Source organism: Sneathiella sedimenti, from assembly GCF_017313765.1.
Classification (GTDB): domain Bacteria; phylum Pseudomonadota; class Alphaproteobacteria; order Sneathiellales; family Sneathiellaceae; genus Sneathiella; species Sneathiella sedimenti.
Window position 1 is genome coordinate 206,510 of sequence record NZ_JAFLNC010000005.1, and the last position, 12,735, is coordinate 219,244.

The window sequence follows — 12,735 nt, forward strand, 5'->3', positions numbered from 1 at the left end:
TGCTTTCTGTATCAGCAAATTAGAGTATTTAGACGAAAGTTTAGTCTCAGCTTATTAAGGCTTTATGCCTAAACACGATTAAGGCAGATGCTAGTTAGGAAGCATCTGCCATTTAGTATCTGTTTTATAAGAACTATTATGTTCTCTTGAGATCCATCTTGTCAGTCGAGCAAAGTGTAGTGCTCATCTTCCCGGTTGTAGTCCCATCTGTATTGAACTTGACGATGCCGGATACGTCTGCGGGATATTTCGCTAGGATAGGAACCATTTCGCCGTTTTTATTCAGCTTGCCAATAAAGCTGTCAGTAACTAGCCGACCGCTATTGCTTATTGAAATATCTCCCGAGGCATGGCCATTTGTGATAGTTGCCGTAATTTTGATATCGTCACAACGCATATTGTCGCCCCGGCTCATGTCGCCTACCCAAACACCGTCATAGGCCGTGCCTGCCGCGGTGGGTATGCTTGTGTCTTGTGGGGTCGTATTGCACGCGGTGATGAGCAAGCAAAGGGATGCTGTCGCGACAATTTTAATAATGTTCATTTTTGTTGAGCCTTTTTATGTTTCTTGATTAGTATAGCGCTCGATAAAAGAATAATTTCTAAAATCAATTCATTCTTATCGGGTGTAAATCTTTTAATCAACCAGCGATTTCATAAACTTGGTAAACGATGGAGTTAAACATCTAAAGTCTGCTTGTTGTTTACATATCTAGGCATTTGTATCTTTACTGGGTTTAAGATCGCGATGCCGTTGTTATAAATCCTGATTGTTTTTCAGTTTCTGCCAGTTGCTCCAAACTCTCATTGTCCAAACACCACCCAAGAAGTTCATAAAATTCATCTGAGGGATGGCATAGCTAAAGCCGTAACACTCATCACGCCCATTAATATCCAATTAAGGTTACATAAATACAATCTGAGGTAAAATCGCGCTTCGGATTTCGTTGAACCAGGAATTTTGAATTTGTCCGCTAATTATACCATTGCGCTCATTGCCGCCGCCTATGTAGGCGTTATCAGTATCATTGGGTTCCTGGCATTCGCCTGGGATAAGCATTGCGCGGTTCAAAACACACGGCGCATACCGGAATCAGAATTACTGTCCATCGCATTCATAGGGGGAATTGTTGGCTCGATTGCCGCTCAGCACCTTCTAAGGCACAAGACACGCAAACAACCGTTTAAATCTTTTCTGTATGGAATTGCCGCTTTGCAGGTTTTGCTTATTCTCGCGTTATCATTTCCTGATATGCTGCTAGAACTCTCAGACTTTCTATGACAGCAACCAAGCAACCGGCTTCCTGATAGTATTGCCCTATTAACTAATAATTTTTAGATAATTTTATTGATATTTCCACACAGACCGTATTATTTTCCTACACAATCACAACAAGAAAGGGAATCTTGGTCATGATACGTATATTAGCGCTTGTGCTGTGCTTACTTCCAATTTCTGCAAATGCAGCAATCTATAATTTTATCGGCCAGGGAACGACTTTCACGGGAACCGAATCCATTTCAAATAAGGCATTACTGTCTTTTGAAATTGACGAATCAGATTTTGGTAGCCGAATTAGTCTTGATCAATCCAACAATGGCGTTTTCAAACTGATATTCGACGGTACAATAGATCAAACATCCGTCCGGTGGAATGACTTCAACGTGCCACCTGGAATTGGTTGTTTATGGGAATGTGCCTATGCAGAAACAGATTTAAATGGAACACTCGTAGATTTCACGTGGCTTGCCTTTGAAATGCCGGGGTCTTATTCCGCTAACCTTGCAGGTTTTGAAACTAGAGACACCAGGATTGGGAACCTTTATAGTAGCGGAAAATGGACTATTTCACCTGTTCCTCTTCCAGCAGCTTTGCCGCTATTTGGCGCTGGCCTGCTTGCGTTTGCGGCAATTCGTAAATTTCGCGTGATCGGGCGTAGTTAATAACAAGCATCATACCCACTCAAATTCGAACATCTTTATCGGGTAGAGTATTGGAGGGAGAGATTAACGTTCCCCCTCCAGCTACGCTTGTACATGGTAATTATAGGTACATCTGAAATGGAATATAATCAGGCGCGAAATGACGCCTGACGATGCCTCATGCGGAACATGCTTTCTTCTCTCGCATCTGAAACGGAACCGTCAGCACGTTTGTATATTCCGTTTCGGAGGCGACTTCTGTTTTCAGGAATGACATACCCGGCTTCCATTGTCGCCACTCATTAGTGGCGATATGCCCCTTGTAAGGTTGATCGGTCACACGCCATTCCGTTGCCTTGCGCCCATACCAGTGACCAGGTTTTACCATCTCTATAAAACCCTTTTCCTCAAGCTCTGTTAAAGCCCGCTTAATCGTCGCAGAAGCCATATTCAGCTTTTTTTGGGTCATGGCATAGGGGAGCAGTATTTCGCCATTATTGCGCCCGTTAAACCCGCGATGGAGCTCTGCCCAGACTTTAACAGACGCGGGCCGCAAGCTCGTCCAGGCATCGCTGTCCAACATACGGTAGGGGAGCGGAACAAACTGCTCATGCTTGTTCCGGCCCTTTTGGTTCACACCGGCTTTACGCGGCTTTGCCATTGGCAACCTCCGCACTACTATCAACCGGTTCCAGGCTTACATTAGACTGAAGCACATACCGGGCATGGTTGCCGGGAAAGGGACCTTTGTGGGTTTCCCAAATGGTTTGAATATCCAGCCCGTATTCATGGCGCAGCTGATGAATATAGGCGCTCCAGCGCGGGGCAGGATTGTCAATTGGCGTGCAGCCTCGCTTGCCTGCCTTTTTAAGCTCTAGGAGTGCCCAGGCATATCGACCGATGATTTCACGGGTGATGCGCTTGCCGTCCACATCATAAGATGCATTGATTTCGAACCGCTTCATTGATCCACCCCATAGTGGTCTGACGCGATCAATTTTGCGTGGGCATCTGATAGATTGTGCCTATGCCGAACGAGTGAGGCTGTAAGGGGAAGGGAGGTGTTCTGAGCCTTCTCTTTGTTGGCCCAATGAAACAAGGGAAGCTTGTCACTTGGACAAAATACTGTTACTCTCTTCATCTATAAATTCCTATTATTGGTGGGATTTTTTGAGAGCGGCTATGCAAAGTTTGGTCGCGGCGCATAGCCGTTCTCGTTTCTGATTGACGTTTTTCATTGGGCCTCCCCAATTTCTGGCAAACGTCCAAGCCAATCTTCAAATTCTGTCACAGGTATGATTGTCCGGCGACCGCATTTGCGAGCCTTCAATCTTCCTGACGCGATTTCCTGATAAAGTTTTGTCCGGCCTATTCCTGCCCGCTGACAAGTTTCGTTTACAGAAAGTACGGCTTTATAATCAGTGTTGCTATTATCCAAATTGGTGTCCTCTTGTTACTATATTTCTGCCGATTTTCACGATTCGTTCTACGGCCGCTATTATACGCGAAAACTCTTTGAAGTTCAGACGTTAATTAGTAATTCAGCAAGAAGTCTGTGGATAACTTTTTCCCACATTATGTGGGTGTTGGGGATAAAATCGAATTTAGCTCAAAATATAGTATGCCACTTAATTTAGGAGTTATCTTATCGTTACTATTTTATCCTCGAAAACAGTTTCGTGTCGGGCGCAAAAGCGTCCCCAATCCCGCATAATTCGCACCCTTTTCTCGTATAAGTCGCCCCGGCGGTAAGCTGCTTCCACTTTATTACCGACACTATGCGCCAGTGCCATTTCAGAAACTTCATTCGGGTAGTTTGTTCGCTCCGTTGCCCAGTCTTTGAATGTTGACCGAAATCCATGCGCCGTCAGGTCATTGCGGTTCATCCGTTTCAATAGCTGCAGGAATGCCATGTTAGAAAGACCGCTTTTTGGCCTTTGCCCTGGCAGGATAAATTCGTTCTGAGATACTTCTCTTAATCTGGCGAGAACATCTAGCGCAGGCGCTGACAGGGGAACACGGTGTTCCTTACCCGCCTTCATTCGCTCCGCCGGGATAGTCCAAATTGCCGCGTCCAGATCAAACTCGGACCAGCGCGCCTTAATAATCTCACCCGTGCGCGCCGCTGTTAGAATAAGTAATTCAAGCCCCATCGCAGCTATGCCTTCCTGCTTCCGCAGTGCCGCCATGAAGTCGCCCATTTCATCATAGGGCAGGGCGGCATGATGTTTGACCTGCTGCACCTTGGAGCGTGCGGGCAGTATCTTGTCCAGATTGCCTTTCCATCGCGCTGGATTCTCACCTTCACGGTATTTCCTCGCCGTCGCCCAATCCAGCACAGATTCAATCCGGCCTCGCACCCGACTGGCGGTTTCAGATTTTTCGGACCAGATAGGCTCCAGAATTTTCAACACCAAGCCTATATCTACGTCTTTGACAGAAAGATTACCGATAACCGGATACACATATGTTTCAAGGGTACTGGTCCATTGGCGGGCATGCTTGACGTTCTTCCAGCCCTTGCTGTGTGCGGCAACGTATTTATCGGCGCATTGCTTGAACGTCATTGTTTTAACAGTTTCCGCCTGCAAGGCTTGACGCTCAGACTTCCTGATTTCTATCGGGTCTAATCCTTTACGAACCAGTTTGCGGCAATTCTGCGCTTCCTCTCGGGCTTCAGATAAGGAAACGTCAGGGAAACCACCCAACCCCATATCCCGCGTGCGCCTGTTTCGGGTGAAGCGGTATATCCAGGATTTCGTATCAAAACTGCTCACCTGGAGATAAAGCCCGCCACCATCGGCATACATGCCTTTGCGGGTTTCAGCCTTGACCGAGAGTGCATTCAGCCTGTGAAGTTGCCTTGCCATCCGCCTGCCTTTCGTTGTTACCCATTTTTCTACCCATATTTTAACACAGGCTTTAGGCGAACGCTAGCGGATATCAGGAATTACTGATGTATCATAAATAGCAGAATTACTGGGCATTTGGAGGATGTTAGCGAATGGTGGGAAACATTGAAAAACAGGAAAGTGGCGGAGGGTCGGGGATTCGAACCCCGGAAGGGCTTGCACCCTTGCTGGTTTTCAAGACCAGTGCATTCAACCGCTCTGCCAACCCTCCGTATCGCATTTCCGGCACAGCGTCGGTCAACGGACGCTCGCGGCTGCGGATAGTCCTGATCGTTTAAAGTTCCCGTCCGAAGCTGTCAATATATTTGATTTTAAAAACTGCATTTCTGCCCGTCATGAGAATTAGGGCCCGAAATCAGGTCTTTTCCACCTGAAACCGTTGCGAATCCACGGAAGTTGTGGCAAAAAGGGGAGATTAGTAAATCGGAGTTCCAATGGCAAAGAAATCGGCGCGTAGTATAATTTTCTCTTTGGTCGGCATTTTCTTAATTGCTCTCTCAACACCAAGCTTTGCCGCGAAAGAACCGTTCGATCAATGGCTGTCCAAGCTGAAGGTCGAGGCGCGGGAGAATGGCATCAGCCAGACAACAATCGACAGCGCCTTCGCCAATGTCACGCTGATCGAGAAAGTGGTCAAGCTGGACCGCAAGCAGCCCGAGACTGTCCAGACATTCCAGGAATATATGGCGCAGCGCCTGCCGCAATCCCTCATCGATACCGGCAAGACCATGCTCAACCAGAATCGCGTCCTTCTGGAGGAAGTCGGACGTAAATACGGGGTGCAGCCGCGCTTTATAGTCGCCCTCTGGGGCGTCGAGACCCGTTACGGAAAATATACCGGCGGTTTCAGCGTGATCGATGCCCTAACGACACTCGCCTATGATAACCGGCGTGCCGCCTATTTCAGGAAAGAGCTGCTGCTTGCGCTCAAGATCCTCGATGAGGATCATATTCAGCTAGCAGATATGAAGGGATCCTGGGCCGGCGCGATGGGGCAATCACAGTTCATGCCGTCAAGTTTCGTCAATTTCGCTGTCGATTTTGATGCGGATGGCCGTCGCGACATCTGGACAACGAAAGCCGATGTGTTTGCCTCGGCGGCAAATTATCTCTCCAAGTCCGGCTGGAAGGACGACCAGACATGGGGCAGGGAGGTCCAGTTGCCAAAGGATTTCGACCTCTCCCTGGTTGACCTGAAGATCGCCAAGCCCATGAAGGAGTGGGAAGCCCTCGGCGTGACCAAGATCGGTGGCGGCCCGCTGCCCTCACGCCAGCTTGTCGGATCCCTGGTGCAGCCGAAAGGCGGCAATGGTCAGACATTCCTGGTCTATGATAACTACCGGACGATCCTGAAGTGGAACCGGTCAACCTATTTCGCAATGTCCGTCGGCCATCTCGCCGACCTGATCGGAGACGGATAAATGTTGATTAAGCGTAGCGTAAAAGGCGAAATCGAAATGAAAAAATTTGCCCCGAATTCCGGTATCCTGGCCCTACTTGCAACCGCCTTGCTGATCGGCGGCTGCTCCGAAGTCAACCTGCTCAGTTACGGGGCCAAAAAATATCACGCGACTCACGAGCAAGCCAACCCGACCGTCGACGAGAATGGCATTGATCGCGGGCTTCCGAAACTTGGCAAGCCGTATGAAGTAGCGGGCATCTGGTACTATCCGAAAGTGGATAACAGCTATGATGAAACCGGCATCGCCTCGTGGTACGGGGAACCCTTCCATGGACGCAAGACCGCCAATGGCGCGATCTATGACATGCATCAGCTCACCGCGGCCCATAAAACACTGCCGCTGCCGTCCGATGTACGTGTAACAAACCTCGAGAATGGTCGCTCCATCATCGTGACGGTCAATGACCGCGGCCCGTTCGCTCATTCGCGCATCATCGACCTTTCCTACAGGGCCGCCCAGTTGCTTGGCATGGTGGAGAAGGGAACCGCAAAGGTCCGCGTCCAGATTATTAACGGGAGCAACGACCTGGATCAGAAAATCATCGCCAAGCCGGAAACGCCGATGAACGAGCAAAACAATGTTGCTGCGGCGCCGCAGGCCAAGGTAGTCTCCAATACCCTTGCGCCGCCCCCGAATATCAAGTCAGCGCCACTCCCTGAAATTCAGTCGCTGCCTGCCCCGACGGCCACAACCGCGACAGCGACCGGGACGCAGGTGGCATCGACATCTGCCTACAGCGCCCCAACCCCAACGGTCAGCGTCTCGCCAATCACAGGGAGCGAGATTTTTATTCAGGCCGGGGCATTTATCGACTATAACAACGCCAATATCTTGAGCGCGCGGCTCTCTGCCATGGGACCGACGAAAGTGAGCCAGGTTCTCGTCAACGGCCAGGATTTTTACCGGGTGCGCGTCGGTCCCGTGCAGGATATTGACAAGGCAGACCAATTGCTGGCCGACCTGATCAATACCGGCCATGCAGATGCCCGGATTATTGTCGAATAACGGTCATAAACTGGCCAAATTACTGCCTTAGGACATTAAACTGATATCGGCTGGCCATTGCCAACCTATGACAGGAACGAGACTAACTGAAAGCATGAGTGCGATGACACACAAGACATCACCAACAGGCCTTTTTTCCGCTCTTTGCTTCTGCCTGACGCTCTTTGCGGGCGGCGCGGCTGCGCAAAGCATTGAGACACCGGCGCGGGAGGCCTTTGTCTATGACATGAATACGGGCACTGTACTTCTGGAGAAAAATGCCGATGAGTTGATGTCGCCGGCTTCCATGAGCAAGCTGATGACGGTGACGATGGTGTTTGAGCGCCTGAAGGAAGGCTCGCTCAAAATGGATGACACGCTGCCTGTCAGTGAAAAGGCGTGGAAAAAGGGCGGCTCGAAAATGTTTGTCGAGGTGGATACCCGGGTCGCCGTGGGTGACCTGCTGCGCGGGATCATCGTACAATCCGGAAATGACGCCTGTATTGTGGTGGCGGAAGGACTCGGCGGCTCCGAAGAGGGGTTTGCGGACGCGATGACGACGCGCGCGCGGGAACTTGGCCTTGAAAAAAGTACCTTCCGGAATGCGACGGGCTGGCCGGATCCGGACCATAAGATGACAGCGCGGGAGCTCGGACTGCTCGCAAAGCATATCATCCAGGACTTTCCGGAATATTACCCCATATTTGCCGAAAAGGATTTCACCTTCAGTGAGATCAAGCAAGGCAACCGTAATCCGCTTTTGTACAAGAACAACGGGGCGGATGGTCTCAAGACCGGCCATACGGAAGAATCCGGTTATGGCCTTGTCGGCTCCTCGGAGCGGGACGGGCGGCGCATCATTCTCGTGGTCAATGGTCTCGATAATGCAAAAGAGCGCAGCCGTGAATCCGAACGGCTGATGGAATGGGCCTTTCGGGAGTTTAACAACTATGCCCTCTTCAAGGCTGGCGATGTTGTCGACAATGCCCGGGTCTGGCTGGGCAGCAAGGACCTGGTTCCGCTCACCCTGGAATCCGATCTGACGGTCACGCTCAATCGTGCGGCGCGCAAATCCATGACGGTGAAAGTTGTCTATAACGAGCCAATCCCAGCCCCGATCATCAAGGGAACCCCGGTGGCCCAGCTGGTCGTAGAAGGCCCTGAAATGGACACGGTGACAGTGCCATTGATCGCAATGGAGGATATTACCCGGCCCGGCCCGCTAAAGCGCCTGACCTCGGCTGTCGAGTATCTCGTCTTTGGCCCGTCCGCGAACTAGGCTGAAGCAAACAGGATGCAGACGAAAAAGCGGAATGGAAAATTCATCACATTTGAAGGCGGGGACGGAAGTGGCAAGTCGACGCAAAGCCGCCTGCTTGCCGAATTCCTGAAAGAGAAGGACATTGACAGTCTGCTGACACGGGAGCCGGGCGGCGCGCCGGGTGCGGACGAAATCCGTGAGCTGATCCTTACAGGAGAACCGGACCGATGGGACGCCATCGGGGAAACACTGCTTTTCTATGCTTCCCGCAGAAATCATCTCCGCCTTACCATCTGGCCAGCGCTGGATGCCGGACGCTGGGTTATCTCCGATCGGTTTGCCGATTCCACCCTGGCCTATCAGGGGTATGGAAATCAACTCGGTGAAGCGGCCGTACGGAGAATTCATGAATTCACGGTCGGCGACTTCGTGCCCGACCTGACCTTCATTTTCGACCTTCCGGCGGAAGAGGGGCTTCAACGCACCATGGGGCGAACCCATAATGAAGACCGGTTCGAAAAGATGGATCTTGGCTTTCACGAACGGCTGCGGGAAGGCTTTCAGGAAATTGCACAGAAGAACCCGGATCGATGCGTGCTTATCGATGCAACGCGCGCCGTCGATGACATCCAGCAGGAGCTGCGCGACATCCTGAATGCGCGCCTGCTGTCGTGAGCGACCTACCGCAATCCGACAAGCTCGATGGTTATCCTCATCCGCAGGATACGACCAGGCTCATCGGTCATGAGTCAGCGGAGGCGCGCTTTCTCGACAACTTTCTGAGTGACCGCTTCCATCATGCCTGGCTGATCACCGGCGCAAAGGGCGTCGGCAAGGCTACCTTCGCCTACCGCGCAGCGAAATTCCTCCTGAGCCGCCAGGCCAGTGGAGGAGGGGGGCTGTTCGGCCCTCCCGACACTCTCGATGTGCCCGAAGACGACCCGGCCCTTGCGTTGATACATGCGGGATCGCATTCCGGCCTTGCGGTTCTGCGTCGGCAGTATGATACCAAGAACAAGAAATTCTACACTGCGATCCGGGTCGATGACGTCCGCACCCTGAGCCCGTTTTTTCAGCTCACGGCGTCCGAGGGGAGCTGGCGGATTGTTATCATTGATCCCGTCGACGACATGAACACAAGTGCCGCCAACGCGATCCTTAAAACCTTGGAGGAGCCGCCGAAGAAAACCCTGTTCCTGCTGCTTTCCCACACGCCGGCGGGGCTGCTGCCAACCATCCGGTCGCGCTGCCGCCAGCTTGCGCTGCGGCCACTCGATGACGCCCATATGAGGGCCGTCCTCGCCCCGCATTGCGAAACCTTGTCGCCGGGCGAACTTGATATGCTGTTGACTCTCTCGGAAGGGAGCCCGGGGAAGGCACTCCGTCTGCTGGAAGCGGGGGGACTTGAAATCTTTACCTCTCTCCTCGATATCTTTAGGGAATACCCCCGTCTCGACGCAGAGAAACTTCATGCGCTTGCGGATAAGAGTGGCCTGAAGGATGGGGATACACGATACCGGAGTGTCTGCGAGATTTACCCCTGGTGGCTGACCCGGCTAGTACGCGCCGCCAGTGAGGACTTTACCGGCGACACCCTTATTCCCGGGGAAGCGGATATCATGAAACGGATGATCTCCCGTCATCTCCCGTCTGCCTGGGCCGAACTTTGGGAAAAAGGGAATGAGTTGATTAAAAGGGCGGATTCAATCAATCTCGACCGCAAACAGGTTGTCCTCAACCTGTTTTTGAATGTAGAACGCATGAGCAGATAACAACAACAATGTTGCGGATAACGAATGTTAGTCGATAGCCATTGCCATTTGAACTTTGAACAGCTTTCCAGCGAGATAGACGATGTCGTCGCGCGGGCGAGGGCGGCCGGGGTCGGCCATATGCTGACCATCGGGACCAAACTTCGCGAATTCGAGGGCGTGCGTGCCATTGCCGAGCGGTTTGACGACATCCACTGTTCCGTCGGTGTGCACCCGCATGAGGCCGAAAGCGAGGGCGACGAGGTCACGGCAGCGAAGCTGATCGAGCTTAGCAATCACCCGAAAGTCGTCGGCATTGGTGAGACCGGCCTTGATTATTTCTACGAGCATGCTCCACGCGAGCTACAGAAAAAATCCTTTCGCCTGCATATCGAGGCGGCGCGTGAAACCGGCCTGCCGATCATCGTACATACCCGCAATGCAGATGCGGATACTGTTAAGATTTTGCATGAAGAGTATGAGAAGGGGCCTTTCACCGGGGTAATCCATTGCTTTAGTTCTGGCTGGGAAGTCGCGGAGAAATCGATGGAAATTGGTTTTTATATCTCCATCTCCGGAATTGTGACTTTCAAGCCTGCCGAGGAACTTCGCGAGCATGTCCGCAAGATTCCGGTAGAAAAATTGCTGGTCGAGACGGACAGCCCGTATCTGGCGCCGGTACCCAAGCGCGGCAAAACCAATGAACCGTCCTTCGTGGCCCATACGGCCGCGAAAGTCGCCGAACTCAAGGGGCTCGACCCGGATCGGCTCGCCGCCATCACGACGGATAATTTCTTTAACCTTTTCAATAAGATAGAACGGAACCTCTAATGGAAGTGACGATCCTTGGTTGCGGCACCTCCGGTGGGGTACCGCGCATCGGGAATGATTGGGGCGCCTGCGACCCGAACGAGCCAAAAAACCGCCGCCGTCGTTGCTCAATCCTGGTCAAGGAAAAGGACACGACGGTCCTGATCGATACGTCTCCGGATATCCGCGAGCAGCTCCTCGATGCCAATATCGGCCGGCTCGACGGGGTTGTCTGGACCCATGAACATGCCGATCAATGTCACGGCATTGATGAACTTCGCGTGCTCGCCATTCGCAACCGCGAACGCGTTAACGTTTGGAGCGACAAGAAAACCCTCGATATCCTGACGACACGTTTTGATTATTGCTTCCGTCAACTGGACGGCAATCCATATCCGGCCATTTTAAAAGAGCATTATATTAAGGGGCCGTTCAGCATCGGCGATATCGAGTTTATTCCATTCGATCAGGATCACGGCAGCATCACGAGCCTTGGCTTCAGGATGGGTGCGATCGGTTATTCAAACGATCTTGTCCATCTCGACGATCATGGATTTGAAATCCTTAACGGCGTCGATACCTGGATTGTTGATGCCATGCGTTATACGCCGCATCCGACACATGTAAATCTGGAAACCGCGCTTAAATGGATTGAACGGCTGAAACCACGGCGCGCGATCCTGACGAATATGCATGTGGACCTGGATTACCAGACCTTGATCAAGGAACTGCCAGACGGTGTCGAACCGGCCTATGACGGCATGGTGATCACTGTATAAGAAAACATACCCTTATTTTCAGCGCGCTCAGCGCTGAAGACGCTCCCTTGTATCGACGAACCCCCTCAGAATGGGGACTTAAAAGCCCCCCGGCCTGTGGGGGCCCTATTTATCCATACCCGATATTTTCCATAATATATATTATGCGCAAAATTGATATTTGAATAAATACCGTATTCCGCTGCCCTCTTCAGAGAATTATTTAAATGGCATGCAGTTATTCTTCGCCATAGATAATGGTTTCTATGACATCAACACTCTCGGCATCAATCACCAGCGTGGCGACATCGAAAGAAAACCCCTGTCGTGCAAGTGATGCCAGTTCCTTGTTGCGGCGCTCGGCGCGTGTCTCTTCCGGTTTATACGGCCCAAACCGCCGCCGCTTCACGAAACGTGCTGCCGCACGCCTGTCAAGCGCCTGCCTGTCGTCGCCAAGCGCGTCAAGCGCGTCCGATTGATCATTATCGGAAAACTCCATCTCCTGCAGCTTGAGGCCGATCTGGGCGACCGACCGTCCCTGCCGCGCCATTATCCGCACCTTGCTGGCCGCAAATTCGCTGTCATTGATAAAGCCGGCCTTGATCATATCCTCAACGACCTTTGCGATATCCTCTTTCAGCTTTTCCTCAGGCAGATCAAAATGCTCCCGTTGCGGCGCGGCCTTATTAAACAAATGCTGCGCCATTTTTCGGCTGGTTGCCGGAAAGCGGTTCAAATAACGAAGTGCCTGATCGCGCAGCCATTTTGGCGTTGGCTCCACCGGTTTTCGGGGGCGTTTTGCTTTCGGTTCTTTCTCGTCGGTCATCCAAAACTCGATTATTTCGTCAGTATGCGTATGTTACTTATGGCCAG

The 12,735-nt window shown here is 51.7% G+C and carries 15 protein-coding genes and 1 tRNA gene; 9 read left to right on the forward strand and 7 right to left on the reverse strand.

Translation table 11 applies throughout. The features are described from left to right. Window positions 1-136: 136 nt before the first annotated feature. Window positions 137-544, reverse strand: coding sequence for a hypothetical protein (locus J0X12_RS15030; protein WP_207047254.1), 408 nt, complete (start codon window positions 542-544; stop codon window positions 137-139). Between the two features lie 423 nt (window positions 545-967). On the opposite strand from J0X12_RS15030, the gene J0X12_RS15035 reads away from it, so the two are divergent. Together J0X12_RS15035 and J0X12_RS15040 are read left to right on the forward strand one after the other, a co-directional pair. Then, window positions 968-1,282 carry a DUF1294 domain-containing protein gene (locus J0X12_RS15035; RefSeq protein WP_207047255.1) on the forward strand — a complete coding sequence of 105 codons (315 nt, stop codon included), beginning with the start codon at window positions 968-970 and terminating at the stop codon, window positions 1,280-1,282. 131 nt (window positions 1,283-1,413) lie between these two features. Further along, window positions 1,414-1,944 carry a VPLPA-CTERM sorting domain-containing protein gene (locus tag J0X12_RS15040; RefSeq protein ID WP_207047256.1) on the forward strand — a complete coding sequence of 177 codons (531 nt, stop codon included), beginning with the start codon at window positions 1,414-1,416 and terminating at the stop codon, window positions 1,942-1,944. A gap of 157 nt (window positions 1,945-2,101) precedes the next feature. Here the strand turns inward: J0X12_RS15040 and J0X12_RS15045 are convergent, their stop codons facing one another. From J0X12_RS15045 to J0X12_RS15065, 5 genes are all read right to left on the reverse strand, one after another. Beyond that, window positions 2,102-2,584, reverse strand: a complete 483-nt coding sequence (locus tag J0X12_RS15045; protein WP_207047257.1) for a helix-turn-helix domain-containing protein — start codon at window positions 2,582-2,584, stop codon at window positions 2,102-2,104. Further along, complete coding sequence (locus J0X12_RS15050) at window positions 2,568-2,888, reverse strand: winged helix domain-containing protein (protein ID WP_207047258.1); 321 nt, start codon at window positions 2,886-2,888, stop codon at window positions 2,568-2,570. The genes J0X12_RS15045 and J0X12_RS15050 overlap by 17 nt, the downstream gene beginning before the upstream one ends. A gap of 269 nt (window positions 2,889-3,157) precedes the next feature. Continuing rightward, on the reverse strand, window positions 3,158-3,361 hold the full coding sequence (locus tag J0X12_RS17700) for a helix-turn-helix domain-containing protein (protein ID WP_207047259.1): 204 nt from the start codon (window positions 3,359-3,361) through the stop codon (window positions 3,158-3,160). 202 nt (window positions 3,362-3,563) lie between these two features. Then, the gene (locus tag J0X12_RS15060) at window positions 3,564-4,793 is read right to left on the reverse strand and encodes a tyrosine-type recombinase/integrase (protein ID WP_207047260.1); all 1,230 of its coding nucleotides are present in this window, start codon (window positions 4,791-4,793) and stop codon (window positions 3,564-3,566) included. 163 nt (window positions 4,794-4,956) lie between these two features. Continuing rightward, window positions 4,957-5,046, reverse strand: a tRNA-Ser gene (locus tag J0X12_RS15065). Window positions 5,047-5,269: 223 nt separating this feature from the next. Between J0X12_RS15065 and J0X12_RS15070 the strand changes: the two genes are divergently transcribed. From J0X12_RS15070 to J0X12_RS15100, 7 genes are all read left to right on the forward strand, one after another. Further along, on the forward strand, window positions 5,270-6,256 hold the full coding sequence (locus J0X12_RS15070) for a lytic murein transglycosylase (protein WP_207047261.1): 987 nt from the start codon (window positions 5,270-5,272) through the stop codon (window positions 6,254-6,256). A 36-nt stretch (window positions 6,257-6,292) separates the two neighbouring features. Beyond that, on the forward strand, window positions 6,293-7,303 hold the full coding sequence (locus tag J0X12_RS17530; protein ID WP_207047262.1) for a septal ring lytic transglycosylase RlpA family protein: 1,011 nt from the start codon (window positions 6,293-6,295) through the stop codon (window positions 7,301-7,303). A 94-nt stretch (window positions 7,304-7,397) separates the two neighbouring features. After that, a complete protein-coding gene (locus J0X12_RS15080) occupies window positions 7,398-8,561 on the forward strand; it encodes a D-alanyl-D-alanine carboxypeptidase family protein (RefSeq protein ID WP_207047263.1) in 1,164 nt (387 codons plus the stop codon). A 15-nt stretch (window positions 8,562-8,576) separates the two neighbouring features. Next, complete coding sequence (tmk, locus tag J0X12_RS15085) at window positions 8,577-9,218, forward strand: dTMP kinase (protein ID WP_207047264.1); 642 nt, start codon at window positions 8,577-8,579, stop codon at window positions 9,216-9,218. Continuing rightward, entirely contained in the window at window positions 9,215-10,315 is a 1,101-nt protein-coding gene (locus J0X12_RS15090) for a DNA polymerase III subunit delta' (protein ID WP_207047265.1), read from the forward strand. Before tmk ends, J0X12_RS15090 begins: the two co-directional genes overlap by 4 nt. Before the next feature lie 24 nt (window positions 10,316-10,339). Then, a complete protein-coding gene (locus tag J0X12_RS15095) occupies window positions 10,340-11,125 on the forward strand; it encodes a TatD family hydrolase (RefSeq protein WP_207047266.1) in 786 nt (261 codons plus the stop codon). After that, window positions 11,125-11,883 (forward strand): MBL fold metallo-hydrolase, encoded by a 759-nt coding sequence (locus J0X12_RS15100; RefSeq protein WP_207047267.1) that lies wholly within the window; start codon window positions 11,125-11,127, stop codon window positions 11,881-11,883. The genes J0X12_RS15095 and J0X12_RS15100 overlap by 1 nt, the downstream gene beginning before the upstream one ends. Before the next feature lie 217 nt (window positions 11,884-12,100). Here J0X12_RS15100 and J0X12_RS15105 read toward each other — a convergent pair whose 3' ends face one another. Next, the gene (locus tag J0X12_RS15105; protein WP_207047268.1) at window positions 12,101-12,688 is read right to left on the reverse strand and encodes a regulatory protein RecX; all 588 of its coding nucleotides are present in this window, start codon (window positions 12,686-12,688) and stop codon (window positions 12,101-12,103) included. Window positions 12,689-12,735 lie beyond the last annotated feature (47 nt).